The organism is Bradyrhizobium valentinum (assembly GCF_001440405.1).
In the GTDB taxonomy this organism is placed as follows: Bacteria; Pseudomonadota; Alphaproteobacteria; order Rhizobiales; family Xanthobacteraceae; genus Bradyrhizobium; species Bradyrhizobium valentinum.
Genome location: NZ_LLXX01000033.1, coordinates 71,657 through 98,119, shown reverse-complemented (window position 1 = coordinate 98,119; position 26,463 = coordinate 71,657). Strand labels below are relative to the sequence as shown.

At 63.2% G+C, this 26,463-nt stretch carries 25 protein-coding genes and 1 pseudogene; 17 read left to right on the top strand and 9 right to left on the bottom strand.

The genetic code is table 11. The annotated features are described in order from the left end of the window. Positions 1 to 12: 12 nt before the first annotated feature. From CP49_RS06305 to nadC, 8 genes are all read left to right on the top strand, one after another. Positions 13 to 837 (top strand): enoyl-CoA hydratase, encoded by an 825-nt coding sequence (locus CP49_RS06305; RefSeq protein WP_057849435.1) that lies wholly within the window; start codon positions 13 to 15, stop codon positions 835 to 837. A 106-nt stretch (positions 838 to 943) separates the two neighbouring features. Beyond that, positions 944 to 1,528: a CoA-binding protein gene (locus CP49_RS06300; protein WP_057849434.1), complete on the top strand. Its 585-nt coding sequence runs from the start codon at positions 944 to 946 to the stop codon at positions 1,526 to 1,528. Positions 1,529 to 1,681: 153 nt separating this feature from the next. Next, positions 1,682 to 2,962: an O-acetylhomoserine aminocarboxypropyltransferase gene (locus tag CP49_RS06295; RefSeq protein ID WP_057849433.1), complete on the top strand. Its 1,281-nt coding sequence runs from the start codon at positions 1,682 to 1,684 to the stop codon at positions 2,960 to 2,962. A gap of 244 nt (positions 2,963 to 3,206) precedes the next feature. Continuing rightward, on the top strand, positions 3,207 to 3,623 hold the full coding sequence (locus tag CP49_RS06290) for a hypothetical protein (protein WP_245310528.1): 417 nt from the start codon (positions 3,207 to 3,209) through the stop codon (positions 3,621 to 3,623). Positions 3,624 to 3,659: 36 nt separating this feature from the next. Beyond that, the gene (locus CP49_RS06285) at positions 3,660 to 4,616 is read left to right on the top strand and encodes an NUDIX hydrolase (protein WP_057849431.1); all 957 of its coding nucleotides are present in this window, start codon (positions 3,660 to 3,662) and stop codon (positions 4,614 to 4,616) included. A 54-nt stretch (positions 4,617 to 4,670) separates the two neighbouring features. After that, positions 4,671 to 5,657 (top strand): quinolinate synthase NadA, encoded by a 987-nt coding sequence (gene nadA, locus CP49_RS06280; protein WP_057849430.1) that lies wholly within the window; start codon positions 4,671 to 4,673, stop codon positions 5,655 to 5,657. Next, on the top strand, positions 5,654 to 7,207 hold the full coding sequence (locus tag CP49_RS06275) for an L-aspartate oxidase (protein ID WP_057849429.1): 1,554 nt from the start codon (positions 5,654 to 5,656) through the stop codon (positions 7,205 to 7,207). The genes nadA and CP49_RS06275 overlap by 4 nt, the downstream gene beginning before the upstream one ends. Next, positions 7,204 to 8,073 (top strand): carboxylating nicotinate-nucleotide diphosphorylase, encoded by an 870-nt coding sequence (gene nadC, locus CP49_RS06270; protein WP_057849428.1) that lies wholly within the window; start codon positions 7,204 to 7,206, stop codon positions 8,071 to 8,073. Before CP49_RS06275 ends, nadC begins: the two co-directional genes overlap by 4 nt. Positions 8,074 to 8,084: 11 nt before the next feature. Here the strand turns inward: nadC and CP49_RS06265 are convergent, their stop codons facing one another. Together CP49_RS06265 and CP49_RS06260 are read right to left on the bottom strand one after the other, a co-directional pair. Further along, entirely contained in the window at positions 8,085 to 8,897 is an 813-nt protein-coding gene (locus CP49_RS06265) for an FTR1 family iron permease (RefSeq protein ID WP_057849427.1), read from the bottom strand. 140 nt (positions 8,898 to 9,037) lie between these two features. Then, positions 9,038 to 10,129, bottom strand: a complete 1,092-nt coding sequence (locus CP49_RS06260; RefSeq protein WP_057849426.1) for a COX15/CtaA family protein — start codon at positions 10,127 to 10,129, stop codon at positions 9,038 to 9,040. Positions 10,130 to 10,247: 118 nt separating this feature from the next. Here CP49_RS06260 and CP49_RS06255 point away from each other — a divergent pair, with 118 nt between their 5' ends. Beyond that, positions 10,248 to 10,460, top strand: a complete 213-nt coding sequence (locus CP49_RS06255) for a DUF2842 domain-containing protein (RefSeq protein ID WP_057849425.1) — start codon at positions 10,248 to 10,250, stop codon at positions 10,458 to 10,460. A 109-nt stretch (positions 10,461 to 10,569) separates the two neighbouring features. Here CP49_RS06255 and CP49_RS06250 read toward each other — a convergent pair whose 3' ends face one another. Continuing rightward, on the bottom strand, positions 10,570 to 11,622 hold the full coding sequence (locus tag CP49_RS06250) for a polysaccharide deacetylase family protein (RefSeq protein WP_197423027.1): 1,053 nt from the start codon (positions 11,620 to 11,622) through the stop codon (positions 10,570 to 10,572). A gap of 130 nt (positions 11,623 to 11,752) precedes the next feature. Between CP49_RS06250 and CP49_RS06245 the strand changes: the two genes are divergently transcribed. Then, entirely contained in the window at positions 11,753 to 12,943 is a 1,191-nt protein-coding gene (locus tag CP49_RS06245; protein WP_057849424.1) for a GNAT family N-acetyltransferase, read from the top strand. Between the two features lie 120 nt (positions 12,944 to 13,063). Here CP49_RS06245 and CP49_RS06240 read toward each other — a convergent pair whose 3' ends face one another. Further along, positions 13,064 to 15,334: a GumC family protein gene (locus tag CP49_RS06240; RefSeq protein WP_057849423.1), complete on the bottom strand. Its 2,271-nt coding sequence runs from the start codon at positions 15,332 to 15,334 to the stop codon at positions 13,064 to 13,066. Between the two features lie 311 nt (positions 15,335 to 15,645). Between CP49_RS06240 and CP49_RS42305 the strand changes: the two are divergent. From CP49_RS42305 to CP49_RS06225, 4 genes and pseudogenes are all read left to right on the top strand, one after another. Further along, positions 15,646 to 15,828, top strand: a pseudogene (locus CP49_RS42305) (polysaccharide biosynthesis/export family protein); the annotation flags it as partial. Between the two features lie 2 nt (positions 15,829 to 15,830). Beyond that, positions 15,831 to 16,964, top strand: a complete 1,134-nt coding sequence (locus tag CP49_RS06235; protein ID WP_057849422.1) for a glycosyltransferase family 4 protein — start codon at positions 15,831 to 15,833, stop codon at positions 16,962 to 16,964. 142 nt (positions 16,965 to 17,106) lie between these two features. Then, the gene (locus CP49_RS06230; protein ID WP_057849421.1) at positions 17,107 to 18,621 is read left to right on the top strand and encodes an undecaprenyl-phosphate glucose phosphotransferase; all 1,515 of its coding nucleotides are present in this window, start codon (positions 17,107 to 17,109) and stop codon (positions 18,619 to 18,621) included. 170 nt (positions 18,622 to 18,791) lie between these two features. Then, entirely contained in the window at positions 18,792 to 20,039 is a 1,248-nt protein-coding gene (locus CP49_RS06225; RefSeq protein ID WP_057849492.1) for an O-antigen ligase family protein, read from the top strand. 29 nt (positions 20,040 to 20,068) lie between these two features. Here CP49_RS06225 and CP49_RS06220 read toward each other — a convergent pair whose 3' ends face one another. The 3 genes from CP49_RS06220 to CP49_RS06210 form a co-directional block, all read right to left on the bottom strand. Further along, positions 20,069 to 21,253 carry a saccharopine dehydrogenase family protein gene (locus CP49_RS06220; RefSeq protein ID WP_057849420.1) on the bottom strand — a complete coding sequence of 395 codons (1,185 nt, stop codon included), beginning with the start codon at positions 21,251 to 21,253 and terminating at the stop codon, positions 20,069 to 20,071. Between the two features lie 82 nt (positions 21,254 to 21,335). Beyond that, positions 21,336 to 22,121 (bottom strand): DUF169 domain-containing protein, encoded by a 786-nt coding sequence (locus tag CP49_RS06215; RefSeq protein ID WP_057849419.1) that lies wholly within the window; start codon positions 22,119 to 22,121, stop codon positions 21,336 to 21,338. 72 nt (positions 22,122 to 22,193) lie between these two features. Next, positions 22,194 to 22,994, bottom strand: coding sequence for a YdcF family protein (locus CP49_RS06210; RefSeq protein ID WP_156438096.1), 801 nt, complete (start codon positions 22,992 to 22,994; stop codon positions 22,194 to 22,196). 68 nt (positions 22,995 to 23,062) lie between these two features. On the opposite strand from CP49_RS06210, the gene CP49_RS06205 reads away from it, so the two are divergent. Next, the gene (locus tag CP49_RS06205; protein WP_057849418.1) at positions 23,063 to 24,004 is read left to right on the top strand and encodes an acetamidase/formamidase family protein; all 942 of its coding nucleotides are present in this window, start codon (positions 23,063 to 23,065) and stop codon (positions 24,002 to 24,004) included. A gap of 8 nt (positions 24,005 to 24,012) precedes the next feature. Here CP49_RS06205 and CP49_RS06200 read toward each other — a convergent pair whose 3' ends face one another. Beyond that, positions 24,013 to 24,360, bottom strand: a complete 348-nt coding sequence (locus CP49_RS06200; RefSeq protein WP_057849417.1) for a GrlR family regulatory protein — start codon at positions 24,358 to 24,360, stop codon at positions 24,013 to 24,015. Between the two features lie 290 nt (positions 24,361 to 24,650). On the opposite strand from CP49_RS06200, the gene CP49_RS06195 reads away from it, so the two are divergent. Beyond that, a complete protein-coding gene (locus CP49_RS06195) occupies positions 24,651 to 24,851 on the top strand; it encodes a hypothetical protein (protein WP_057839093.1) in 201 nt (66 codons plus the stop codon). Between the two features lie 43 nt (positions 24,852 to 24,894). Then, the gene (locus CP49_RS06190) at positions 24,895 to 25,383 is read left to right on the top strand and encodes a GcrA family cell cycle regulator (protein WP_057849416.1); all 489 of its coding nucleotides are present in this window, start codon (positions 24,895 to 24,897) and stop codon (positions 25,381 to 25,383) included. 58 nt (positions 25,384 to 25,441) lie between these two features. Here the strand turns inward: CP49_RS06190 and CP49_RS06185 are convergent, their stop codons facing one another. Beyond that, positions 25,442 to 26,410: an SDR family oxidoreductase gene (locus CP49_RS06185; RefSeq protein WP_057849415.1), complete on the bottom strand. Its 969-nt coding sequence runs from the start codon at positions 26,408 to 26,410 to the stop codon at positions 25,442 to 25,444. Positions 26,411 to 26,463 lie beyond the last annotated feature (53 nt).

The following is a 26,463-nucleotide window of genomic DNA, read 5'->3' as shown; positions in this document are numbered from 1 at the left end:
GAAACCTCAGAGATGCCCGCCCAGACTGCCCGCGTGCCCACGCCGCAACCTCCGATCCTGCTGCAGGAAAACGTCGGCAGCATCCGCGTGCTCACCCTCAACCGGCCGGCGGCGCGCAATAGCCTGTCAGAGGGCCTGATCGCCGAGCTGCACGGCGCACTGAACGAAATCCATGACGACAACAGCGTCCGTGCCGTCGTCATCGCGGCCAACGGTCCGGCCTTCTCCGCGGGCCACGACATGAAGGAACTGACCGCGCGCCGCAGCGATGCCGATCGCGGCCGTGCCTATTTCGGGCAGATCATGAACGCCTGTAGCGCAATGATGCAGGCCGTCGTGCATCTGCCGAAGCCCGTCGTCGCTGCCGTGCAAGGCATCGCAACCGCCGCCGGCTGCCAGCTCGTGGCGAGCTGCGATCTCGCGGTCGCCTCCGAGGCTGCCGGTTTCGCCACCCCCGGCGTCGATATCGGCCTGTTCTGCTCGACGCCCATGGTGGCGCTGTCGCGCAACGTCCCGCGCAAGCAGGCGATGGAGATGTTGCTCACGGGCGAACCGATTTCGGCGGCGATGGCGAAGAATATCGGCCTCGTCAACCGCGTAGTGGCCGCCGGCACCGAACGCGATGCGGCGATCGCGCTGGCGCAAAAGGTCGCGCTCAAATCCGCCTATACGGTTAAGCTCGGCAAGGAGGCGTTCTACCGCCAGGCCGAAATGAGCCTTGCCGATGCCTACCGCTATGCGGCGGAAGTGATGACCGAGAACATGATGGCGCGCGACGCCGAGGAAGGCATCGGCGCCTTCATCGAGAAGCGCGAGCCGAAGTGGCAGGATAAGTGACGACGCAAAGCGTCGTCATTCCGGGGCTCGCGAAGCGAGAACCCGGAATCTCGAGATTCCGGGTTCGATGCTACGCATCGCCCCGGAATGACTGTGCAGGATCAAGATGAACCACGACGCCTACGACGACAATTACATCCGCAGCATCCTCAGCTCCGTGAAGTCGATAGCAATGATCGGCGCGTCGCCGGTCAATGTGCGGCCGAGCTACTTCGCCTTCAAATATCTGGCGCAGCGCGGCTACGACATGATTCCGGTCAATCCCGGCCATGTCGGCAAGAGCCTGCTCGGCAAGCCCTTCGTCGCGTCGCTGGCGGATATCGGCCGTCCCGTCGACATGATCGACATCTTCCGCAATTCCAGCCACATCATGCCTGTTGTCGACGATGCCCTGACATTGTCGCCGCCGCCGAAAGTGATCTGGATGCAGCTCGGCGCGCGCGACGACGCGGCCGCCGAGAAGGCCGAAGCCGCCGGCCTCAAGGTCGTGATGAACCGCTGCCCGAAGATCGAGTATGGACGGCTGTCGTCGGAAATTTCATGGATGGGAGTCAACTCGCGCACGCTGAGTTCGAAGCGCGCGCCGATCCCGACGCAGGGCATGCGGCTCTCGCTGAACCGGATGAGCGTCGGCGGCGGCGCGACGGCGGCATCGGATCGCGCTGCAAAGAACAAAAGCGAGCCGACGTAACGCAATGAAAAACGATTATTCCGAAGTCGCGGCCTAACGAAGCAGGCCCGTTTCCAATCCGCCACATGTAAACGCCTCGCCTTGACGGCGGACCCGCCTGCCATCAGCATCGCCCACGCATTTCGAGCAAGCCAAACGAACAGGACGCAAAGAATGACCGACCGTCTCCCGGGATTTTCGACCCTTGCCGTGCATGCCGGCGCGCAGCCCGATCCCACCACCGGCGCGCGGGTGACGCCGATCTATCAAACCACTTCCTTCGTGTTCAACGATGCCGACCATGCCGCCTCGCTGTTCGGGCTGCAGGCGTTCGGCAACATCTATACCCGCATCGGCAATCCGACCACCGCCGTGCTGGAAGAGCGCATTGCGGCGCTGGAAGGCGGCACCGCGGCGCTTGCCGTCGCCTCGGGACACGCGGCACAAGTCGTTGTGCTGCAGCAATTGCTGATGCCGGGCGACGAGTTCATCGCCGCGCGAAAACTCTATGGCGGCTCGATCAACCAGTTTACGCATGCGTTCAAGAGCTTCGGCTGGAACGTGGCGTGGGCCGACCCCGACGATATCGGCAGTTTCGAGCGCGCCGTGACGCCGCGCACCAAGGCGATCTTCATCGAATCGATCGCCAACCCCGCCGGCAGCATCACCGACATCGAACCAATCGCGGAAGTGGCCCGCAAGGCCGGCGTGCCGCTGATCGTCGACAACACGCTGGCGACGCCCTATCTGATCCGTCCGATCGACCATGGCGCCGATATCGTCGTGCACTCGCTCACGAAATTTCTCGGCGGCCATGGCAATTCGCTCGGCGGCATCATCGTCGATGGCGGCACCTTCGATTGGTCGAAGGACAACAAATATCCGATGCTGAGCGAGCCGCGGCCGGAATATCACGGCATCAGGATCCAGGAGACTTTCGGCAATTTCGCCTTCGCGATCGCCTGCCGCGTGCTGGGCCTACGCGACCTCGGTCCGGCGCTGTCCCCGTTCAACGCCTTCATGATCCTGACCGGCATCGAGACGCTGCCGCTGCGCATGCAGAAGCATTGCGAGAATGCCAAGGCTGTCGCGGAATTCCTTGCCGGCCATTCTGCGGTGGCGTCGGTGAACTATGCCGGCCTCGCCAGCGACAAGTACAACAAGCTCGCACGCAAATACGCGCCGAAGGGCGCCGGTGCGGTATTCACCTTTAGCCTGAGGGGCGGCTACGACGCCGGCGTCAACCTGGTGTCGAACCTGAAACTGTTCTCGCATCTGGCCAATGTCGGCGACACGCGTTCGCTGGTGATTCACCCCGCGTCGACCACGCACAGCCAACTCGACGACGCCGCCAAGGTGAGATCCGGCGCCGCGCCCGATGTCGTGCGGCTGTCGATCGGCATCGAAGACAAGGAAGATCTGATCGCGGATCTCGAGCAGGCGCTTAGTGCCTGATACGTCCGCCGTCATTGCGAGGAGCGAAGCGACGAAGCAATCCATTCTATCCCCGAGCGGCCAGATGGATTGCTTCGCTGCGCTCGCAATGACGGGACTCCGTACGGAATCCTGCAATATCCAAGCTCGCTTCCTTCGGCCTGCCCGGCCTCGCCGCCATCACAAGTCTCTCGTTAACGCTCATTCCGGCATACAGTGGCGCTGAGCCGCCCTCGATGATTCGGAGCAAACGATGCTGCGCTGGATGACGCCAATTCTGGTCGCGATTTTCGCGATCGGAACCGCTGCCGCCGCCGATAATCCCGCCGCCACCAAGCGCCCCGCGGTGCGGGCCGCCAGTCAACTGCCGCCCGGCCTGCCCCGTCCCCATTACAAATACCGGACCACCGTTGCTCCTGCTGCTGCGCCCCTCTACGTGCGCCGCGGCCGCACGCTGGTCGTCGAGGAAGAGGATCCCGACGTGCTGTTCACGCCGGTGGGCGTAGTGCCCTATGCGCCGCGCGTCTACGGCACACCGCTGCTGCCGGGCTCATCGACGCTGCCCGGCTATTACGGGACCAGCCATTCCTACAGCTACGACGGCCCCTATTACGGCGGCCCGTCCTATGGTCCCTACTGGAACCGTCTGCCGTACGCTTGCGGCGTGTACGGATATTGCTAAACGCGCATTAGCCGATAACGGAGACGGACGACCGACGTGGCAGGGGCACCGCGGAAAGAAAGCAGAACGGGCGCTGCCAATACGATCACGGCGGACCTGGTCGCCGTCCTTGTCGCCGTTACCGACGGCGAGCCAAAGATCATGACCATCGCCAACGCCGCCGCGCTGCCGAGCGGCCCGTTCGAATTTACGCACCGCTCGCTGCAGATGGGATTGCGGGCGTGGGTCGAGGCGCAGACCGGCCATCCGCTCGGCTATGTCGAACAGCTCTACACTTTCGCCGACCGCGGACGCGCCGGCGGTGCCAAGTCGCCGCATTCGATCTCGATCAGCTATCTGGGGCTCACCCGCGAAGACAAGGTCGGCCAGGGCTTTGAGGCGCATTGGTCCGGCTGGTACGAATACTTTCCGTGGGAAGATCAGCGGGCCGGCCTGCCCGCTTCGCTCGCGAAGACATTGGCGTCGCGGCTGCGGGCGTGGGCAAAATCCGCTGATACCACCAGCCTGCAGCGCGAGCGCTGGCAACGTGCCGCCATCACGTTTGGCTTCGACGATCGCGAATGGAACGAGGAACTGGTGCTGCAGCGCTACGAGTTGCTCTACGAGGCCGGCTTGATACCGGAAGCCCTGCGTGACGGGGCACCGGCCACGACCGTCATTCCGGGCAAGCCAATGACGGGAGATCACCGCCGCATTCTCGCCACCGGCATCGCGAGGCTGCGTGCCAAGATCAAATACCGTCCCGTAGTGTTCGAGCTGATGCCGGCGGAATTCACCCTGCTGCAACTGCAACGCAGCGTTGAGGCGCTTGCAGGCCGCCTGGTGCATAAACAGAATTTCCGCCGCCTGATCGAGCAGCAGCAACTCGTTGAGGAAACTGGCGCAATCGCCGCCGACACCGTCGGTCGCCCCGCCAAACTGTTCCGGTTCCGCCATGGCGTGCTGGCGGAACGGGCGGTCGCTGGAACCAAGCTCCCGCTCTCGCGCACTTGACATCGATTATGCTCAGGATAAGTATAAGCCAAGATATACTCAAGGAGAGTATAAATGGCGAACATCAGCTCCACTGCACTCGCGCGTTCCGCAGAGCTTTACGACCGGGTCAAACGAGTCATCCCGCCGCCCGAATGGGCTATTTTCGCCGAGGACGTGGACGCCATCCTCGAACTCAAGCGCAGCCGCAACGCCGTCGTCCTCGCGCATAATTACCAGACGCCAGAAATCTTTCACGGCGTCGCCGACATCGTGGGCGACAGCCTGCTGCTGGCGCGCGAAGCCACCAAGGTCGATGCCGACATCATCGTGCTGGCCGGCGTGCATTTCATGGCCGAGACGGCCAAGCTGTTGAACCCGGAAAAGACCGTGCTGATCCCCGATCTCGCCGCGGGCTGCTCGCTCGCGGATTCAATCACCGCGCAGGACGTGCGGCTGATGCGGCAGCGCTATCCCGGCGTCCCCGTCGTCACCTATGTCAACACCTCGACCGCGGTGAAGGCGGAGGCCGACATCTGCTGCACCTCGGGCAATGCGCGCAAGGTCGTGGAGTCGCTCGGCGCCGAGCGCGTGATCATGCTGCCGGATGAATATCTCGCGCAGAACATCGCCGCGCAGACGGACGTGAAGATCATCGCATGGAAAGGCCATTGCGAGGTGCACGAGCTGTTTACGGCGTCCGACGTCCGGCAATTGCGCGAAAATCACCCTGACGTGACCATCCTCGCGCATCCGGAGTGCCCGCCCGAAGTGGTCGCGGAAGCCGATTTCTCCGGATCAACCGCAGCGATGTCGGACTTCGTCGGCCAAAAACGCCCGCCCCGGGTCGTGCTGCTGACGGAATGCTCGATGAGCGACAACGTAGCCGTGCTCCATCCCGACGTGGAGTTCATCCGGCCCTGCAATCTGTGCCCGCACATGAAGCGGATCACGCTGAAGAACATCCGCCATGCGCTGGAGACTGGCCGGCACGAGGTGACGATCGATCCCGCCATCGCGGTATCAGCCCGGCGTGCTGTCGAAAGGATGCTGGCAATATGAGCGCGGAGATTTCAGCGCTTGGCAACCGTCCCGTCATCATCGGCGGCGGCGCAGCCGGATTGATGACTGCGCTTCAATTGGCGCCCGAGCCGGTCGTGCTGCTGTCGAAGGCGCCGCTCGGCGCTGAAGCATCGAGCCTGTGGGCGCAAGGCGGGCTTGCCGCGGCGATGGACGGGGATGACGACCCTGCCCTGCACCTCGCCGATACGCTGGCCGCAGGCGCAGGGCTTTGCGATGAAGTGGTCGCACGCAAGATCATCCATGCAGCACCCGCGGCCGTCGAGCACCTCGCAAGACTCGGCGTTGCCTTCGACCGCCGGCCCGATGGCGGCTGGCGGCTTGGCTTGGAGGCCGCGCATGGCCGCAACCGTATCGTGCACGCCACCGGCGACGGCACCGGGCGCGAGATCATGCGCGCGCTGATCGCAGCGGTGCGCCGCTGTCCATCGGTTACCCTGCTTGAAGGTGTCGAGGCGCGAAGCCTGATCGTCGAAGACAATTCCATCAGGGGCATGCTTGCCGTGAACGCGCAGGGCCCGTTCGTGATCGACACCGCTCGCGTTGTACTCGCAACGGGCGGCATTGGCGGCCTGTTTCTCGACAGTACCAACCCCAGTGGCTGTTACGGCCAAGGACTTGCATTGGCGGCACGCGCGGGAGCGCTGCTCTCCGATCTCGAGTTCATCCAGTTTCACCCAACCGCCTTCGACGGACCGTCACGCCCGATGCCGCTGGTGACCGAGGCCGTGCGCGGCGACGGCGCGATCCTGATCGACGACACCGGGCAACGCTTCATGGCAGACCAGCCTGGTGCCGAGCTTGCGGCCCGCGACATCGTTGCGCGCGCGGTCTGGCGTCGCCGCGCGGAAGGACATCGCGTCTTCCTCGATGCACGGAAACGTCCGGGACAGGACTTTGCCAAGCGCTATCCCGTCATCTCTGCGTTCTGCAGAATGGCCGGGATTGATCCCGCAACCGATCCGATTCCCGTGAGACCGGCGGTGCACTACCACATGGGCGGGATATCGGTTGATATCGAGGGCCGCAGCACCGTGAGCGGCCTCTGGGCCTGCGGCGAGGTAAGCCGCACCGGCCTGCATGGCGCCAACCGGCTCGCCAGCAATTCACTGATGGAAGCCATTGTCTGCGCCCAGTGGGTCGCAGAGAGCGTCCAGGGCGCGAGCCGCGGCGCGTTGAAGGCGCGCGCGATCAACGCGCTTGCGCCTGCGTCCGATCCTTCGGCCGTGCGGCCGATCCTGTCGCAAGGCCTCGGCGTGCTCCGCGACCGGCACGGTATCGAACGCGCGATCCGCAGCCTCTACCCGATCGCAAGTGGCCGCAGCGCGGCAGCCGATCCAGCGCTGATCGGATTGATGATCGCAGTTGCCGCATACCGGCGCGAGGAAAGCCGCGGCGGACATTATCGGACTGACTTCCCCGCCGCCCTGCCCTCGGCAATGCCGTCATCCCTCTCTCTCGCCGACGCGCTCGGCGCCATCAGCGACGTCGTCGAATCCGGATCTCTGTCTGTTGGGGGTATCCAGCCGTGACACTAACCCCGCTTCTGCCTCTTATGTACGAGCCGCTGGTTCGCACCGCCCTGCTCGAAGACCTCGGACGCGCCGGCGACATCACGGCGGATGCGATCGTTCCGGCCGACAAGCACGCCTCGCTGGTGCTGCGCGCGCGCCAGCCCGGCGTCGTGGCCGGGCTCGATATCGCGCGGTGTGCGTTTCAACTCGTCAATCCTGCCATCCGGCTTACCGCGGAGCGGCCTGACGGCAGCGTCGTTGTGCCGGGAGACGTGATCGCCGCCATCGAGGGGCCGGCGCGCGGGCTGTTGACCGGCGAACGGACGGCACTGAACTGCCTCTGCCATCTCAGCGGCGTCGCCACCGCGACGGCCTCGCTGGTGTCGGCCGCGCAAGGCACCAAGGCGCGCATCGCCTGCACCCGCAAGACCACGCCCGGTTTGCGCACGCTGGAAAAATACGCGGTCCGCGCCGGCGGCGGCAGCAATCACCGCTTCGGCCTCGACGACGCCATCCTGATCAAGGACAACCATATTGCGCTGGCCGGCGACGTCAGGACCGCGATCGATCGCGCAAAGGCGCATGCTGGGCATCTCGTCAAGATCGAGGTCGAGGTCGATACGCTGTCACAGCTCGAACAGGCCCTTGCGATCGGCGTGGATGCCGTCCTGCTCGACAACATGACGGTCGAGGAACTGCGGCAGGCGGTGGCGATGACGGGCGGCCGGGCGATCACGGAAGCTTCAGGCCGCATCACGGCCGAGACCGCCAGAGCGATCGCAGCGACCGGTGTCGACCTGATTTCCGCCGGCTGGCTGACCCACAGCTCAGCCGCACTCGATATCGGGCTCGACTATTTCGGACTCGATCGGCAGGCAGCGTAGCTTTCCGCAGATTACTCGGCCGCGCGCATTGCGGCCCGGTCCTCGCGCATCAGGCGGTTGTTGCGCTGGACCACCGAATAGGTCGCGAGCGCAAACAGGATCACCAGGCCCTGGATCGACAGCGCTTCCATGGACGGATTGAGGCCGATCGCGCTCAGGAACGCCGAGCCCTTGACCTCGGTGACCGTAATGATCGCCTGTTCCTGGAACTCCTGCACGGCCTCGCCGATAAACTTGATCGCCATCACGAACAGGAATGCCGAGGTGACGATGAATAACGGCCGCAGCGGAAGCTTTCGCGCAATCAGGTTGATGAAATAGAACAGCACGGCAAGGACTGCCGTCGCAGCGGCAAGGCCGGCGAATAGGCCGGCGCTCCAGCCGCCTTCAGTACTCGCCAGTGCGTTGATGAACAGCACGGTTTCGGCGCCCTCACGGAACACCGCAAGAAAGGCGAGCGCGCCGACCGCCCACACCGTGTCCTGCGACAATGCTTGGTCCGCCTTCTGGGCGAGATATTCCTGCCAGCCGCGCGGATCCTGTTTCACCATCAACCAGCCGCTGACATAGAGCATCAGGGCGGCGGCGACGAGAATGATGATACCTTCGAGGATGTCGCTGTGATCGCCCGAGTTCAGTACCGCAAACAGCCAGGCCGCAATGAAGCTGGCGCCCACGGCCACGAGCGCGCCGCCATAGAGCGCCTGAATGCGATGCCCCGCGCCGGCCTTGGTCAGATAGCCCGCTAGCGCTGCGATCACGAGCATGGCTTCGAGCCCCTCGCGGAGCAGAATGACGGCGGCCTGGATGAATGCTGAGGACATGGAACGAACCTGTTTTGGCCCGTTTTATCGCGCAGGCCATTCAAGTAAAGCGCTCCGATGCCACACAAACACGTCAAGGCGAAGAAACCCCTGCAAACTGGGGATTTCCAGCAATCGCGTCAGATTAGAATTGCTCAATTTCAGCCGTGCTGGCCGAGCGGCATCACCAGCTTCTGCCGGTCGATCTCAGTGCGCCGCGCAACCAGGCGCTCGGTCTGCAGAACCGCAAGGCTCAAGACGACGATAGCCACCGCCTGATGCGCCAGCGCGAGGTCGATCGGCACCTGATGCAGCAAAGTGAGAATGCCGAGCACCGCCTGCAGGACGATCGCCGCCACCAGCCACCACGCGCCGCCGATCACGGCCGTACCGGCCCGCGACCGGACCGCATCGACCGCATGCAGGACTGCCAGCACCAACAGCGCGTAGGCGGTCATCCGATGTTCGAACTGCACGGTGAGCGTATTGTCAAACAGGTTGCGCCACCACGGCTCCTCGAACCACAGCCGCGCCGCAGACGGAATGAAGGCGCCGTCGATTTCGGGCCAGGTGTTATACACCCTGCCCGCCCGCAGGCCCGCGACCAGCGCGCCGAAATAAAGCTGGACAAAAGTCAGGGCGAGCAGAGCCACCGCGGAGAGCTTCAGCCGCATCGGGACAACGGGCTGAGAACGCGCGCTCATCCGCCGCAGCGTCCAGACGATCGAGGCAAGAATGATCAGCGCCAGCACCAAATGCGTCGCCAGACGATACTGGGAGACCTCGGTCCGTTGCGACAGGCCCGACGCGACCATCCACCAGCCGACCGCGCCCTGCAGCGCGCCGAGCGCGAAGATCAGCCACAGCCGCCGTTTCAGCTCAGTGCTCAACGCGCCGCGCCACAGGAAATACAGGAACGGCAGCAGATAGACCGCGCCGATCACGCGCCCAAGCAGGCGGTGGCTCCATTCCCACCAGAAGATGGTCTTGAACTCCGAAAGGCTCATCCCGGCGTTGAGTTCGCGGTATTGCGGGATGGCCTTGTAGCCCTCGAACGCCTGCACCCATTGCGCCTCGTTGAGCGGCGGCAACGTGCCTGTGACCGGCTTCCACTCCACGATCGACAATCCGGATTCCGTCAGCCGCGTGGCGCCGCCGACCAGCACCATGACCGCAATCAGCGCGGCGACCACGATCAGCCACCATCTGACGGCGCCGGCATGCGGGGCCTGCTGTGCGGAACTACCGGTCATAAAATCCGTCTTGAAACACGTCTTGGCTCGCCTGGAAGGCGTGCTTGATTGAATTGGCGCGCCCCTTATAGTCCGCCCCTTCCCGCGCGCAACCCGCCACGAGGCTGACATATCCGCCATGACGATACGCACCCGCAAATTCTTGGGAACCATCGCCCTGCTGGTGCTGGTCGTCGTGTGGTCGCTACTCGGAATGACCATCGCCCAGACGCCATGGCTGGCCAGTTCCGGCGTGCTGCAGGCGATCTTCTATGTCGTGGCGGGGCTTGGATGGGTGCTGCCGGCAATGCCGATCGTCAGCTGGATGTCGCGGCCCGATCGCGCCACCTGAACGCGGTCTCTATAGCGTTTTCGAGCGAAGTGGATACCGGTTCGCGTGAAGAAAACGCGTCAAAACAAGAAACTAGCGCTTCGGTTCTGATTCAATCAGAACCGAAGCTCTAGACCCAATTGTCGCTGGTCGGCCTGACCGGCGGAAACATGATTCCGGACAACATCACGCGCATCATGCGCAGCGAACGCTGCCGTCCGTCCCAGGCGATCCGCGGCAGTGCATGCAGATTGGTATATCCCTTGGCCTCGACGACGCCCGGGATTGTCGATACCGCGCTGGCGAAACCTGCTTCCTGCGCCATCACGACATGTTCCCGGCGCCAGGATTGCTGGTCGCCGAACGGATAGGCGAAATGCCTGACGGTGCAGCGCAAGGCGGCCTCCGCCACCGGCTTGCCCATCGTTATTTCACGTTGCGCGTCAGCCTCTTTCAGGTTGGCCAGCGCGGGATAGTTCACCGTTGCGCTGCCGATCGTCACCAGCGGATCGGCGGCGAGCTTCGTCAGATCGCCCCAATCCATCGACGCTGCCCGCGACAGCGCCGCGAGATCGACGGAATAGCGCTTGCAGAGATCGTGGATCGCGAACGAAAGATCCGGCGGCGGCAGTGTCCGCATCCAGCTCGTCAGAAATTCGAAGGTATCATACTTGTCCGACATACTGCCGGTTGCGAAACGCCGCTCCTGACGGTCGATCACCAGGCTGATGCGATCCTCGCGTGCGATGATTTCCTCCAGCGCGAGCCACCAGGCTTCGCCGATCCCGTCCGGAAACGCCGTCGGCAGGTAGATAGTGAAGGGCACACCGTGCTTCGACAGCACAGGATGGGCCTGCGTGATGACGTCCTTGCAACAGCCGTCGAAGGTCACACAGGCAAATCGCTTGGCTTTCGGCAGCGTGACCGCCCGCCGGCACACTTCGTCCATCGTGACAAGATCGAAGTTCCAGCGCTTGAGCGCACGGATCGTCCGGTCGAGAAATTGCGGCGTGATTTCACGCCACAAGTTCGGCTGAAACGGCCGGGAGTCGCGCTGGCGCACGCGCTCGAACCGCAAAATCACGCCTGCGCCGCCGGTCTCCCGCTGCTTCAGCCTGAAGTAGCCGCTGAAATAGGCGAGCTCCATCCGGGCCCGCCGCAAAACTCCGATATCCGACGCCAACGCCACCGTCCCCACCATACGGTCGCTGCCCCCGCCGCGGCCGGATTGTATTACCCTTTGTTGACATTTCCCTGCGAAGGTCGGCCAACGCCGAAAATTGTAAACAATTTCATATAGCACGGGCTCCGCGATGACCATGGCTGCCGCGATTGAAGACCGCACGGCGGATGCAAATACGTGGTCGAAGATGAGCCGCATCGCTGGCATCGATATCATTCGCGATCTTGCCGCGGCGGAAGGCATGTGGCGCAGCCTGGAAGGCGCGCAAACCTTCTTCACACCATATCAGCGGTTCGATTTCCTCAGTTCCTGGCAGAGGCAGGTCGGCGAGCGCGAAGGCCTCGTTCCCTTTGTCGTGATCGCCTACGACGCGGAGCGCCGCCCGCTGGTACTGCTCCCGCTCGCGCTCAGGAACGCCTACGGCGCGCGTTGCGCCAGTTTCATGGGCGGCAAGCATTCCACCTTCAACATGGCACTGTTCGACCGCGATTTCGCCGCGAGCGCAACGCAGGCCGATCTCGAAGGCCTGATATCGGCGATATCGCAGCGATCCGAAGCCGACGTACTTGCGCTGCATCAGCAGCCGCTTCGCTGGCGCGACCTGCCCAATCCGCTTGCCTTGCTGCCGCACCAGCCGTCCGCCAATGATTGCCCGCTCTTGGTGATGGAGCCCGGCGCAGCGCCCACAGCGCTGATCAGCAACTCGTTCCGACGCCGCCTCAAGGGCAAGGAACGCAAGCTGCAGTCGCTGCCCGGCTACCGCAGTCACATTGCATCCTCAGAGGCCGACATCACGCGGCTGCTCGACTGGTTCTTCCGCGTCAAGCCGCTACGGATGGCCGAACAGAAGCTGCCTAATGTCTTCGCCGATCCCGGCATCGAGGAGTTCATCCGTAGCGCCTGCACGGCGCCGCTCGCCGGCGGCAGGCACGCCATCGATATCCATGCGCTGGAATGCGACGAGGAAGTGATCGCGATCTTCGCCGGCGTCGCCGACGGCCATCGGTTCTCGATGATGTTCAATACCTACACGATGTCTGCGAACTCGAAATATAGCCCCGGCCTGATCCTGATGCGCGACATCATCGATCATTATGCCGGACAGGATTATCGCGCCCTCGACCTCGGGATCGGATCGGATGATTACAAGCGGTTGTTCTGCAAAAGCGACGAGCCGATCTTCGACAGCTTCATCCCGCTCGGCCAGCGCGGCAAGCTTACCGCCGGCGTCATGTCGGGCCTCAACCGCACCAAGCGGCTGGTGAAGCACAATCCGGCGCTGCTCGAAATGGCGCAAAAGCTGCGCAACGCGTTCAGCTAGGTGTCAGCCCTCGTCCTGAGGAGCGCGCATTGCGCGCGTCTCGAAGGATGAACGGCACCAGTGCGGCCACATGGTTCGAGACGGCGCTTCGCGCCTCCTCACCATGAGGATTTAATGCCCTCATGCCGCCACGACGCCTGCACCCGGCTCCACCGCGTCTGGAGCCTGGCACGGCTTGCTCAGCATTATCACCTCGGAGAAACCCACCGCCTTGAGCTGGTCGCACATCAGCTTGCGCGCGTCCGACGCCATCGACGCATCGGGCACCACGACTGCCCGCCCCTGCGACGTCAATAGTTCGGCCGGCAAGTCGGAGGCCGTACCGGCGTCCAGCAACACATGGTCATAGACCCGCAGCAACGCGTCGATTGCAAGCGTCAGCCGCGGCGATTGGAGCTGCGCACGGTCGAAGCCGGGACGTCCGGCGCTGACGAGCTGAACGCGCGAGTGCCGATCCTTGGTGATGATTTGCGCAAATGACGCCTCGCCCTGCATCAGATCGGCAAGCCCGGGCGCTGCCGGATCGACCGATACCGCCGTGATCGTCGACGAAGAACCCACGAGATCGACGACCACGACTTTCGCCTGCTGCGCGATCAGCCGCGCCAGCGTCAACGCGGTCAGTGTGATGGTCTCGCTCGATGCCGTCCCCAGCACAGTCACCTTGCGCGCCGCAGCTCCTGCGCTCACCAGGACGTCCGCGACTTGCCCGATCTCACCGGCTTCCGCCAGGTGATCCATGCGGGGAGCATCTATCCAGGGCTCACTCAACACCGGCGCAGCAATGTCGTCTGCCTCGACAGTTGACGGCGCGGGAAGCTGGGGCACGATCGCCGGCGCACGCACCGGCTCCAGAGGCGCCGCAGAGGCAATAGCGGGCGCATGCTCAGGCGCAACTTTCGGCGAAACCGCATCGCGGGCCTGCGGCGCGGTCATGCGCAAGAGTTCGCCGGTCGCGATGGCGCCTGAAGTGAGCAGCAAGGTCGCCAGCGTCGCGATCAGCACGATCGGCAGCTTCTTCGGATATGCCGGGGTATTGGAAACAGTGGCGCGCGAGATGATGCGGCCATCAGCCGGTGCCGCCTCGATGTTCTCACGGGCCGTCGCCTCGCGGTATTTGGCGAGATAGGATTCGAGCAGTTCGCGCTGCGCCTTGGCCTCCCGCTCGAGCGCGCGGAGCTGCACGTCCTGGCCGTTGCTCGATGTCGCCTGCTTCTTCAACTGTTCAAGGCTGTCTCTCAGACCGTCGACCCGGCTGGCGGCAAGGCGCGCGTCATTCTCAAGCGAGCGCGAGATCTTGCTCGCCTCCTCGCGCAACTGGCGATCGAGATCGCCGAGCTGCGCCTTCAGTTCCTTGATGCGGGGATGGCCGTCGAGCAGGGTCGACGACTGCTCGGCCAACTGCGCGCGCAGCGTCACCCGCTGCTCGGACATGCGCCGGATCGATTCGGAATTGAGCATTTCGGAAGCCTCGATCGGCCTGCCGCTCTGAAGCATTTCCTTGATCAGCCGGGCCTTGGATTCCGCATCCGACTTCAAGGCGCGGGCGTTGTTCAACTGCGTGTTCAACTCGCCCATCTGCTGATTGGACAGCGTGGTGTTGTTGGTGCCGACGAACAGACTCGACTTGGAACGGAAATCCTCGACCCGCGATTCGGCTTCCGAAACCTTCTTGCGCAGATCGTCGATCTTGCCGGAAAGCCATTGGCCCGCGGCCTTCGCCTGATCCTGCCGCGCGTCCTGCTGCAGCACCAGATAGCCTTCCGCGATCGAGTTGGCGACGCGTGCGGCGAGTTCTGGGTCGCGCGACTGGAATTCGACGACGATGACGCGGGATTTGTCGACCGCGTAGGCCGTGAAGCGCTCGTAATAGGCTTCCAAGACACGCTCTTCCGGCGTCAGCGAAAACGGATCGCGCCCGATGCCGATCAGTGCCAACAGCGACTTGATCGGCGAGAAGCCTCGCAGCACCGGATCGAATTCGGGGAGCTCGGCGAGCTTGTTCTTTTTGATGATCTCGCGGGCCAGATCGCGCGATTGCAGCAGTTGCACCTGGCTGGTAACGGCCTCGGCGTCGAGCGCGGTGCGCTCATCGTTGCGCTCGCCGGTCGGCCGCAGGAATATGTTCTCGCGCCCATCGACCAGGATGCGCGCTTCCGACTTGTATCGGGGCGTGATCATGTTGACCGCGGCCAGCGACGCTATCAGCGCCAGCACCGTCGGAACGATGATCCAGCTCCGCTTGCGCATCAGCGCATGACCGAGCGCATGCAGATCGAGATCGCCGGATTCGGACGCGGCGACAGGCCTCTGCGCCGAAGGCGCGGGCCTTGCCATTGCCCGTCGCATCGCCGGCTTGTCCTTGCCCGCACGCCAGAACGCCAAACGCATCGCACACCCCCGCGGACGCAACTGCTGGTCCGCTCGAACCCTGCCCGAGTACACTTCATCATGGTTGCCTCATTATGGTTGCCGCTGGGTTAACTTGCCCTGCTTGCACCCTCAAACAGGGTGCCGCACGCGCCCGGTCATTTTTTGTTAACCATCAAAGCCCTTAATCGGCGGATACTTTTCAAGGATTCCCGTGATGCGAGGCGCGTTCGCCCCAGTTCCATGTCTGGCTGCTGCACTGGCGCTTGCGGGTTGCATGGGCCGGACCGCGCCGATCGCCATCGCGTCCGAAGGCAGTCCCCATTCTATGGTATGTATCCAACATGACTGTTGAGAGTGCCGTAGCCATTGCAGGCGGCTTTTCGCCACGCGCGTGGCGCGGCCGCGTCACGCTGACCCACACCGATGCATCGGGACCGGCGCGTTTCATCGTGCCATCAGGCACCCCACTCAGCCCCGGCGACACCGTCCTCGTCGGCGAGCGCTGGTTCTGATCATGCCTCTCGTTGACGGTCAGCCGCTTCGTATCCTGCACGCGACGCGCGCGCCGGTTGGCGGCATTTTCCGCCATATCCTCGATCTCGCCAACGGCCAGGCTGAGCGCGGCCATCACGTTGGCATCATCGCGGACAGCCTCACCGGTGGTGAACGCGCCGAGCAGGCGCTGGCGGAAATTGCCCCCCGGCTCAAGCTCGGCGTTCACCGCACGGCCATTCGCCGTGAGCCGCTTCCGACCGATCTTCTGGTGTGGGCCCGATTCCAGCGCATGATCCGCCAACTGAAGCCGGACGTGCTGCACGGCCACGGCGCCAAAGCCGGCACCTTCATGCGTTTGGGGACCGCTTCCCGCGACAGGATCCGGGTCTACACGCCGCATGGCGGCTCGCTCCACTATCCGCTGACGACGATGAAGGGCAACATCTATGCCCGTGTCGAACGCGCGCTGATGAACAATACCGACCTGTTCCTGTTCGAAAGCGCGTTTGCGCGCGACACCTATCAGCGCACCATCGGCACGCCGAAGGGACTGGTGCAATGCGTGTTCAACGGCGTCACCGCCAGTGAATTCGATCCGGTCGTGAAAGCCGAAGACGCCACAGACCTGATCTATGTCGGCGAGTTCCGGCACATCAAGGGCGCCGACCTCCTGATCGACGCTGTGGCGCGGCTGCGCGCCGACGGCCGTCAGGTGACGCTCACGCTCGCCGGCGACGGCGAGGAGAGCGAAAGCTTGAAGGCCCACGTACAGGAGCTCCGCCTCGGCGCCGCCGTGCGGTTCATCGGCCACGTCAAAGCGCGTCTGGGCTTCTCCAAGGGCTCGCTGCTGGTGGTTCCCTCCCGCGGGGACTCAATGCCCTATGTCGTGATCGAGGCGGCGGCCGCCGGCATTCCGATGATAGCCGCCAATGTCGGCGGCATCCCCGAGATTTTCGGCCCGCATGGCGATGCCTTGTTCGCCCCCAGCAACGCCGCCGCCATGGCCAATGCGATCGAAACCGCGCTCAAGGATCCGGCTGCGCTGAAGGAACGGGCCAGATCACTGCGCGAACGAACCTTCCAGCATTTTTCGCAGAAGGCGATGGTCGAGGGCGTTTTTGCCGGCTACCGCGACGCGTTTGCCAATCGTTAACCGTTCTTTACCAACGTAACCGTTTCTTCCGATTTGTCCCGTAAGCCGTGGGTGTGGGAATTCCGCACCGGCAGGCACATTTTTTCTTACGTGCGTGCTCCAGAACGGACGTGGACCAGTGGAACCGATTAACGCACGCTCGATGTTCGATGCCGCGGCGACCGCCAGCGCTGACTGTCAGCAGGTCGAACGGCGCCGCAGGCTCACTCCGGCTGCTCTTGCCATCAGTAACCAGAAAGTCGGCCGTGCCTACTCGCCGATCGTGATCGCGGGCGTGGTTCGCGTCATCGATTTCGCGATGCTGAGCGCGATCGGCGTCGCGATCTATTTCGGATATGTCGTCCCCCTCAGTGGTTTTTCCTGGGAGTTTCTCGCGGCGATCCTTGGCGTGGCTGCAACGGCCGTGATCAGCTTCCAGGCCGCAGACATCTATCAGGTGCAGCTATTCCGCGGCCAACTCCGTCAGATGACCCAGATGGGGTCATCGTGGGCGTTGGTGTTCCTGCTGTTCATCGGCGCATCCTTCATCGCCAAGCTCGGCAGCGAAATCTCGCGGCTCTGGCTCACTGCGTTTTTCTTCACCGGCCTTGCGGCGCTGGTGACCGGGCGCGTGATCCTGCGCTCGCTGGTACGCGGCTGGGCCCGTCAGGGCCGGCTGGATCGCCGCACCATCATCGTCGGCGCCGACCAGAACGGCGAACAGCTCGTCCAGGCGCTCAAGACCCAGGATGATTCCGACATCAAGGTGCTCGGCGTGTTCGATGACCGCAATGACGATCGCGCGATGGATACCTGCGCCGGCAGTCCCAAGCTCGGCAAGGTCGACGACATCGTCGAATTGGCGCGCCGTACCCGCATCGACCTCGTGCTGTTCGCGCTGCCGATCTCGGCCGAGACGCGCATTCTCGATATGCTGAAGAAACTGTGGGTGCTGCCGGTGGATATCCGCCTCTCCGCCCATACCAACAAGCTGCGCTTCCGTCCCCGCTCCTATTCCTATGTCGGCGAGGTGCCCACCCTCGACGTGTTCGAGGCGCCGATCACCGACTGGGATCTGGTGATGAAGTGGCTGTTCGACCACGTCGTCGGCTTCGTGATCCTGATGCTGGCGTTGCCGGTGATGGGTCTGGTCGCGCTCGCGGTCAAGCTCGACAGCCCCGGGCCGGTGCTGTTCCGCCAGAAGCGGTTCGGATTCAACAATGAGCGCATCGACGTTTTCAAGTTCCGTTCGATGTACCACCATCAGGCCGATCCGACCGCTTCCAAGGTCGTGACCAAAAACGATCCCCGCGTCACCCGCGTCGGGCGCTTTATCCGCAAGACCAGCCTCGACGAACTGCCGCAGCTCTTCAACGTCGTGTTCAAGAGCAACCTCTCGCTGGTCGGCCCCCGTCCCCACGCCGTGCAAGGCAAGTTGCAGAGCCGGCTGTTCGATGAAGCCGTCGATGGTTATTTCGCGCGCCACCGCGTCAAGCCCGGCATCACCGGCTGGGCGCAGATCAACGGCTGGCGCGGCGAAGTCGACACCGACGAGAAGATACAGAAGCGCGTCGAGTTCGATCTCTATTACATCGAAAACTGGTCGGTGCTGTTCGACCTTTACATTCTGCTCAAGACGCCGCGGGCACTAATGACCAAGAGCGAGAACGCCTATTGAGTTGAACGTCCGTCGTCATTGCGAGGAGCTCGCGACAAAATTGCGAAGCAATTTTGCCCGCTGAAGCGACGAAGCAATCCATCTATCCCAAGCGGCACCATGGATTGCTTCGCCTCGCTCGCAATGACGGTTCAGTTGTTTGTTGCGTTGCGTGAGTGCGTGAGTATTCGATGACCTATGCGGCGACGGCCGGAGGCTCCCTACCATCGATGACGGCCGCGCCCGGCGTGCTTGCCTTGCAGCGCGCGATGGTGTGGCTGGTCGGAGCATCCGTCGCGATCGTCTTCATTGAGCCGAGCCCCTATGAACTGGCCACGCTTGCGGCCTCGGTAATCTTTTTCGCAACCGGCCTGCGGATGCGGCTGGTGTTCATGCCGCTGCTTCTGCTGCTGTTCCTGATCAATGTCGGCTACACCATCAGCTCGGTCGCTGTGTTCGACCGGCCCAGCGTGCCGAACTGGATCGCGACCTCGTGGTACATGGCGGTAACAGTCATTCTGTTCGCGATGGTGATATCGGAGGATACCGCGGCGCGGCTCGACATGCTTCGGCGCGGCCTCATCGTCGGCGCCCTGATTGCGGCGCTCGCCGGCATCGCCGGTTACTTCAACCTCATTCCCGGCGGGCGTGACCTGCTGACGCTGTATGACCGCGCCCGCGGCACCTTCAAGGATCCGAACGTGCTCGGCGCGTTCCTGATCCTGCCGGCGCTGTTCGCGCTGCAAAGCGTCGTCTCCGACAAATTCGGCAAGTCGCTGCGCAGTGCGATCACGTTCGGCGTCCTATCACTGGCAATCCTCCTTTCGTTTTCACGCGCCGCATGGGGCCAGTTGATCATCACTTCCGCATTCATGCTGGCGTTGATGGTGCTGACCAGCCGCTCGCAGTCGCAGCGCTCGCGCATCATCGTGATCGCGCTCGTTACCGTAGTGCTGGCGGCGGCGCTGGTTGCGGTGCTGCTGTCGCTCGATCCGATCGCGCAACTGTTCAAGCAGCGCGCCAGTTTCGATCAGAGCTATGACGGGGGCCGCTTCGGACGTTTCGGCCGGCATATTCTCGGAGCCGAGATGGCGCTTGGTCTGCCACTCGGCATCGGGCCGCTGCAGTTCAACCGCTTCTTTCCCGAGGATACCCACAATTCCTACCTCAACGCGTTCATGTCAGGCGGCTGGCTCTCCGGCGTCTGCTATCCGGTACTGGTCTGCGTCACCGTGCTGACAGGGTTCCGCTATGTCTTCGTCCGCGTGCCCTGGCAGCCGGCCTATCTGGCGATCTTCGCCGCGTTCCTGGGCACCGTCGGCGAGAGTTTCATCATCGATACCGACCATTGGCGGCACTTCTGGCTCATGCTGGGAGCGATGTGGGGCATGTTCGTTGCCGCCGAGCGCTGGAAGGCGGACACCATTCCGCGGCCATAGTGCCGACGAAGCCGTCCTGCGCTGCGAAGCTACTTCTCTACCGTGAACGTCAATCCGGCATGATCAACAAGCCGCTTGATCAGCTTGTGCTGCATCGCTGCGCCCGGCGTCCAGATGCCGGCTGGAACGTCCGGCGTGTCGCGCAGCAGGCAGGTTGCACATTCCGAGATCATCTTTGACGTCGACCCATAGCCGGGATCGCGGTCGCCCTTGACCACCGCGCGGACCTGCTTCCCGTCAGGCGCGATGGCGACGAACAGCAGATCATACATGCCGGTCTCGCGCTCCTCCCTCGAAGGCCCCTCACCCGGCTTCGGCACGTTGGACGGCCCCATCTTCTCCGCATTGATCGAGGCGGCGATACGCCTGGCGGCTTCCTCGCCCTTCTCACCGGAGCCCGTCAGCATCATCTCGTCGTAGACGAAATCCTTGCCATAAGGAAAACCCATCAGCGCGTTGGAGCGATGCACGTTTCGGGTGTTGATGGTCGCCATCACAAACGGTGCGGTCCAGGAAGTCAGCTCTTCATCCAACATCGGCTTGTTGCCCGGCGGTTGCTTCGGGCCTTCAAAGCCGGGCGTCAAGGAGAATGGATTTCTCAACAACGCTACCAAACTGAGATCCCGGGCGGCCGTGACAAAAGTCGCCTTCATGCTCGCGGCGGTACCGCCCGACAACGTGCCTTTCATGACTCGGACACGCCCCTTGACGCGGCTCGCCGCCGTTCCGAAAACCTTCTTCGCTTCTTCCTGCACGCAGAAGACGCCGAGTTCGAATGGCACCGAATCGTAGCCGCACGAGAACATGATGCGCGCGCCGGTCGCTTTGGCCTGCGCCTCATGCGTTTCGATCATCTGGCGCATCCAAAGCGGCTCGCCACAGAGGTCGAAGTAGTCGATACCATCAGCCACACATGCCGCAAGCAGTTCGTTGCCGTAAAGCTGATATGGGCCGACGGTCGAGATGACAGACTTGGTTTGTCCAACCATCGCTTTCAACGAGGCTGGATCGGAAGCATCAGCCACGATCAGCGGCGTATCCGCCGGCGCACCGATCGCGTCACGAACTGAGGCGAGCTTGTCCCTGCTGCGGCCGGCCATCGCCCACTTCAGATTGGCGTCGCCCTTGTAGTGCTCGGCCAGATATTCGGCGATGAGCTGGCCGGTGAAGCCGGTGGCGCCGTAGACGACGATGTCGAATTTCGACGAAGACATGTACGATTCCTTTTCTCGTCATTGCGAGCGCAGCGACCTGTCGCTGCGCTCGCAATGACGGCTTCGGCCGCATTTCGCAAGCCTATTTCTTCGCGTACGACACGCCCATGCCGGCGCGAACGTCGGCCTGAATGCCATAGGGCGCGATCGGATAGCGCAGGCCGTTCTTCGCCAATTGCTTCATCCCGACAATGGCCTTGGCAAGATGCTCCGGCTTGAGCGCCATCAGCATCTCCTCGTCCGGCACGCCGCCGTAGCGGCGCTCGGCAAAGCACGGCAGCGACAGGCTTGGCTCGCCGGTCTTGAGCGCCCTGCCCCAGGAATCCGCGCAGGCGGTCTCGCCGACCACGCCCCACTCGAACTTCTTGTAACCGGTATATTGCAGGCCGTTGATCAGAATGATCATCTGGCCGGGCGTCGCGTAGACCAGGCAGATATCCGGAGGGTTGAGCCGGCCGCTGGTGAGCGGGCTCACCGCCATCGCCTGATACTGGCCGAAAGGTACGACGTCGAGCGCCTCCTGACGCTTGCGTGCGTCCTCGGCCGTGCCGTGCCAGACCCCGACATAGTTTTCCCCGGCGAGCCATTTTTCGTCCTGCGGCGCCAGCCCAATCACGGCGCGGCATTGTGCGCCGACGAGATCGTCGCCGGTGATGCCGACGGTCCAGCCGAGCCGTGAGGCCATGCTGACGATCTGGTCGGTGGTATGGACCGCCGCGGGACGCCGGATCTTCGGGATCGCGGTCATCTCTTCGACGCTGGCAAACATCTTGATGCCGATCACAGTCGTCTTCAGCCTCAGCAGGCTGTTCAGGTCGGCCACCATGCCGGCCAAATCGAAAGCTTCCGGCGGCATCTGCTGTTGCATGGCGTAAACTCCCAAGTCGTTGCGCTGAAGGGACACCTGTCGTTCGATTGTAGCCCGGCCAGCTCCCCGCTTCTACTTCACAGGCCCCGGCAGCAGCTCGTCGATCTTGCCGGTGGCGCGGTAGGCGAGCAGCCCAATCCATTCGCGTACTGCGACGTCGGTCCGTCCTAGTCCGTCGATTGCGATATTGGTGAAATTCCACACATCGCCGCCTCGGCCGACCCGCCAATCGACGGGATAGGGTTCGACCGCGAATCCCGCTTTCCTGAACAAGCCGACCGATCGCGGCATATGGGAAGCTGACGTCACCAACAGCCAGCGCTCGCCCTCCTTGGGCGCAAGCAGCACCTTCGAGAATTCCGCGTTCTCCTGCGTATTGCGCGAAGCCCGTTCCATGACCAGCCGCGACTTGTCGATGCCGAGACTCTCGAAAATGGCGCCGGCGAAATCGGCCTCTCTGGCGTCGTTCGAAATCAGTTTCGCGCTGCCGCCGGTAAATACGACGCGCGCGTTAGGATAGCGGTGCGCCAGCGCCGCAGCCGCGATCAGACGATCGGGCGCGCCGAGCACCACCGGCGTGCTGTGCGCGACGGAGAGGTCGGGTTGGATCGAGCCGCCGAGCACGATGATGCCGTCAGGCGCCCCGCGCGAGTTGTCCCATGGCGGAAAGCGCTGCTCCAACGGATAGAGCAGCAGGTTCCCGAGCGGCGACAGACCGCAGATCACGAGCAGCAGAACGGCTGCGATCACCAGCTTGCGCCCCAGCGATGCAAAGCGCGTGAACATCAGAATGGCCCCGACGAAGCCGACGCCGATCAGAAGATTCGTCGGCAACAGCAGAAAGCCGAGTGTCTTGGAGAGGACAAAAAACAAGGGGAAGCCTCTGATAATGTCTGATAGAGCGTCATACGACGCCATTGCAGCAACCAAAAGTCCCCCTCATGGCCCATCATCACCTGCATTCCAGCCCCGAAACCTGCCACTGGGGCTTTTTCGAAGCGAAATTGAAGCCCGTCCTGACCATCGCCAGCGGCGACGAGGTCACCATCGACACCGTGACCGGCGGGCCGGACGTGATGCCGGACCGAGCCAAGTTTCACGTACCTGCCGAGCTTGCCGACATTCACGCGCGGAGTGAGCGCATGGTCCCGGGTCACATCCTCACCGGCCCGGTCGCGGTTGCCGGCGCCGAGCCCGGCGACGTGCTGCAGGTCGATATTCTCGACGTCCAGCTCCGGCAGGACTGGGGCTACAATCTGATCCGCCCGCTGGCCGGCACCCTGCCCGACGATTTCCACGAGACACGCATCATCAACATCCCGCTTGACCGCGAGCGGATGGTGGGCCGGATGCCATGGGGGCTCGATTTGCCGCTGGCGCCGTTCTTTGGCGTGATGGGCGTGGCACCGCCACCCGCCTGGGGCCGCATCACCTCGTTGATTCCGCGCGCGATGGGCGGCAATCTCGACAACAAGGAATTGGGTGCCGGCGCCAAGCTGTATCTGCCGGTGTTCGTGCCGGGCGCGCTGTTCTCCTGCGGCGATGGGCACGGCGTGCAGGGCGATGGCGAAGTCTGCGTCACCGCGATCGAGACGGCATTGCAAGGCCGCTTCCGCCTGACGCTGCGCAAGGATCTTGAGCTCGCCTATCCCCGTGCCGAGACGCCAACGCATTACATGACGATGGCGATGGACCCCGATCTCGATCAATGCGTGGTGCGCGCGTTGCGCGACATGATCGTGCTGCTCGGCGAGAAGCGCAATTTGTCGCGCGAAGACGCCTATACGCTGTGCAGCCTCGCCGCCGATCTGCGGGTGACACAGACCGTTAACGGCTCCAAGGGCATTCACTGCATGATTGCGAAGACGGTCGTGCACGGCTGACGCCGTCGTCAGAACTCCGAACGCAACTGCAACCTGGCGTGAAACACCACGCTGGTTTTTCCGACCAGCGCCGTTCCGTTCACTTCCGCCGCGTCGGCGGAATAGGCGCCGGTAAAGCCGCAGGTGACTTCACGCCCGCCGAACAGCGGCAGGCTACCTACGGACTTCGTGTGCTCGTTGGTGATCAATTCGCCGCGCCATTTGCCGCGATCGGCACGATACGACCCCGTGTAATAGAAATATGAATCGCCGCCGGCGATCTTGCCGTCGTGGAGCACGATCACGCCGTTGGCGCGGCCGTGCCCGCCGTCCGTCATCTCGATCTGGATGGTGTAGAGACCGTTCGTTACCGTCATTGCGCCCCTTGCCGTAGTCCCCGGACATCATCGGCATTCCCTGCCGCGTGAGGCAATCAAGAAATGGAATCGCGGCTGGATCGTTTCGCCGCGGCTACGAGAGCCGTTGAGGCCCGCCAGGGGCTCGGCACAACACCCGCGCTGTCCGTCCACAGCACCAGTTCAACATTTTCGCACGTTTTTTCAAACGGATAGAAGGCTATCCACAAGCCGTTTGACTCATGTGTGCAAAACTAAATAGAGTCGAAATAGTAACTTTTCAGTACATCGTTTAAAAGTTAGCGTTCCCCATGGCTACAGAAAAAGCCGAAACCGACCGCGTTCCCGTTACGTTGGCGCTCTCGACCATCAACTATCTCGAAAGACTGGTGAGACAGGGCACCCACGGCACCAGCGTTCCCGGCGTCGCAAGGACTTTGATCGAGGAAGGCATTCGGCTCGCCATCAAGGACGGGCTGCTTGCAATCCGCGACAATGGGAAGGCGTCCTGACGGGAAGAACGGGGCGGTTTTCACAGAATGTGGAACCGAGAAAATGCTTACGAATGTACCGACCTGGACCACCGATCGCGTCGAACTCCTGAAGAGCCATTTTGAGGCAGGCCTCACCTGCCGCGAGATCGCGGCCAGCATCGGCGTCAGCCGCAACGCCGTGATCGGCAAACTCTCCCGCCTCCAACTGACACGCGGCCCCGCCCCCGCCGAACCGCGTCCCAGCAAGGCCGCCCGGGAGCGCTCCAGGAAATCCATCCCCAGACTGCAGTATCAAATCCTGCAGGCCGTCTACGAAAACGCGCAGCCGCTCCAGGAAGAGCCGATTACAAGCGAGTACCGCTGCTCGCTGCTCGAACTCAGCAACGAACGATGCCGCTGGCCGATCAGCACGCCGGGCGCAGAGGACTTCTGCTTCTGCGGCACCAAGCCGGTGGAAGGCATGCCTTATTGCTCAGGGCATACCCGCCTCGCCTACCGCCCCGGCTCGCGCCAGCGCGTCGCGAGGGGACCAGGCAATCGGCTCGCGTGAAGAAGCCACGTTAACGCAAGAGAAGCCTCGGTTCTGATTCCATCAGAACCGATAGGCCCTAGCCGAGCCGCCAGCCGACCTCATCCGTAAAGCTCTTGTAGAACTCCGGCGTATAGGCCTTTTCGGGAGCCTGCCGCACCCGCTCGTCGAGCTTGTGGGCGTCGTCGCCGACGAGAATGCGCCAGCGCTCAGCCTTGACGCCGTCGAGGATGATCTTTGCCGCCGCCGCCGCCGTGGTCGGCGCCTCCTCGCGGAAAGTGCGCGCGCGGTCGAGTGCGATTTTCTGAATGTCGTCGTCCGACATCGGCGCGGTATCGATGCCCATGCCCTTCAGGCGCTGCCGCGTCGCCAGAATTTCATTCGGGCTGAGTTCTTCGGATTCCGATCCGCTCTGGATCTTGCGCGAATTGGAAACGATCGAGGTGCCGATATGCCCGGGCATTACGACTGAGCATTTGATGTGCGGCGCGTTGAGCCGCAGATCCGTCATCAGTGCTTCGGTAAACCCTTTCACTGCGAACTTGGCGGCGCTGTAGGCGGTGTGCGAGGCGCCCAGGCCGACGGACGCCCAGAAGCCGTTGACGCTCGATGTGTTGACGATATGGGCCTCGTCCGCCTTCATCATGAGCGGCAGGAAAGTGCGGACGCCGAGATAGACGCCGCCCCAGCAGATGTTGAAGGTGCGCTCCCACTGCTCGCGCGTGTTGGTGAACAGGCTGCCGCCGCCGCCGATGCCGGCATTGTTGAACAGCAGATGGATCTTGTCGGTCGCCTGCTGCTCGATCAGCTCATCGCGGAAGCGCTGGAGATGAGCCTCGATCGAGACGTCGGCGACGTGCGTGGTGACGCGAAGGCCCTGCGGCAACTTCTCCGCCTCGCACATGCGCTTGGTCTCGGCCATAGCCTCCGGGGAAACGTCGCACATCGCGACATTGCAGCCTTCGGCGACGAGCTGGCGCGCGAGTTCGCGGCCCATGCCTGTGCCGCCTCCGGTGATCACGGCAAACCTTCCGGCAAAGTCCTTCATGAGATCGTCACCTCGGTTTTGAATTTTTGAGTTGGGGCCCTCATGGAAACAGA

Excerpts from the sequence above, each read along its gene's own strand:
- CP49_RS06305 (WP_057849435.1), top strand. The coding sequence starts at position 13 with ATGCCCGCCCAGACTGCCCGCGTGCCCACGCCGCAACCTCCGATCCTG.
- CP49_RS06300 (WP_057849434.1), top strand. The coding sequence starts at position 944 with ATGAACCACGACGCCTACGACGACAATTACATCCGCAGCATCCTCAGC.
- CP49_RS06295 (WP_057849433.1), top strand. The coding sequence starts at position 1,682 with ATGACCGACCGTCTCCCGGGATTTTCGACCCTTGCCGTGCATGCCGGC.
- CP49_RS06290 (WP_245310528.1), top strand. The coding sequence starts at position 3,207 with ATGACGCCAATTCTGGTCGCGATTTTCGCGATCGGAACCGCTGCCGCC.
- nadA (WP_057849430.1), top strand. The coding sequence starts at position 4,671 with ATGGCGAACATCAGCTCCACTGCACTCGCGCGTTCCGCAGAGCTTTAC.
- CP49_RS06275 (WP_057849429.1), top strand. The coding sequence starts at position 5,654 with ATGAGCGCGGAGATTTCAGCGCTTGGCAACCGTCCCGTCATCATCGGC.
- CP49_RS06265 (WP_057849427.1), bottom strand. The coding sequence starts at position 8,897 with ATGTCCTCAGCATTCATCCAGGCCGCCGTCATTCTGCTCCGCGAGGGG.
- CP49_RS06260 (WP_057849426.1), bottom strand. The coding sequence starts at position 10,129 with ATGACCGGTAGTTCCGCACAGCAGGCCCCGCATGCCGGCGCCGTCAGA.
- CP49_RS06255 (WP_057849425.1), top strand. The coding sequence starts at position 10,248 with ATGACGATACGCACCCGCAAATTCTTGGGAACCATCGCCCTGCTGGTG.
- CP49_RS06245 (WP_057849424.1), top strand. The coding sequence starts at position 11,753 with ATGACCATGGCTGCCGCGATTGAAGACCGCACGGCGGATGCAAATACG.
- CP49_RS06240 (WP_057849423.1), bottom strand. The coding sequence starts at position 15,334 with ATGCGTTTGGCGTTCTGGCGTGCGGGCAAGGACAAGCCGGCGATGCGA.
- CP49_RS06235 (WP_057849422.1), top strand. The coding sequence starts at position 15,831 with ATGCCTCTCGTTGACGGTCAGCCGCTTCGTATCCTGCACGCGACGCGC.
- CP49_RS06230 (WP_057849421.1), top strand. The coding sequence starts at position 17,107 with ATGTTCGATGCCGCGGCGACCGCCAGCGCTGACTGTCAGCAGGTCGAA.
- CP49_RS06225 (WP_057849492.1), top strand. The coding sequence starts at position 18,792 with ATGACCTATGCGGCGACGGCCGGAGGCTCCCTACCATCGATGACGGCC.
- CP49_RS06220 (WP_057849420.1), bottom strand. The coding sequence starts at position 21,253 with ATGTCTTCGTCGAAATTCGACATCGTCGTCTACGGCGCCACCGGCTTC.
- CP49_RS06215 (WP_057849419.1), bottom strand. The coding sequence starts at position 22,121 with ATGCAACAGCAGATGCCGCCGGAAGCTTTCGATTTGGCCGGCATGGTG.
- CP49_RS06205 (WP_057849418.1), top strand. The coding sequence starts at position 23,063 with ATGGCCCATCATCACCTGCATTCCAGCCCCGAAACCTGCCACTGGGGC.
- CP49_RS06200 (WP_057849417.1), bottom strand. The coding sequence starts at position 24,360 with ATGACGGTAACGAACGGTCTCTACACCATCCAGATCGAGATGACGGAC.
- CP49_RS06195 (WP_057839093.1), top strand. The coding sequence starts at position 24,651 with ATGGCTACAGAAAAAGCCGAAACCGACCGCGTTCCCGTTACGTTGGCG.
- CP49_RS06190 (WP_057849416.1), top strand. The coding sequence starts at position 24,895 with ATGCTTACGAATGTACCGACCTGGACCACCGATCGCGTCGAACTCCTG.
- CP49_RS06185 (WP_057849415.1), bottom strand. The coding sequence starts at position 26,410 with ATGAAGGACTTTGCCGGAAGGTTTGCCGTGATCACCGGAGGCGGCACA.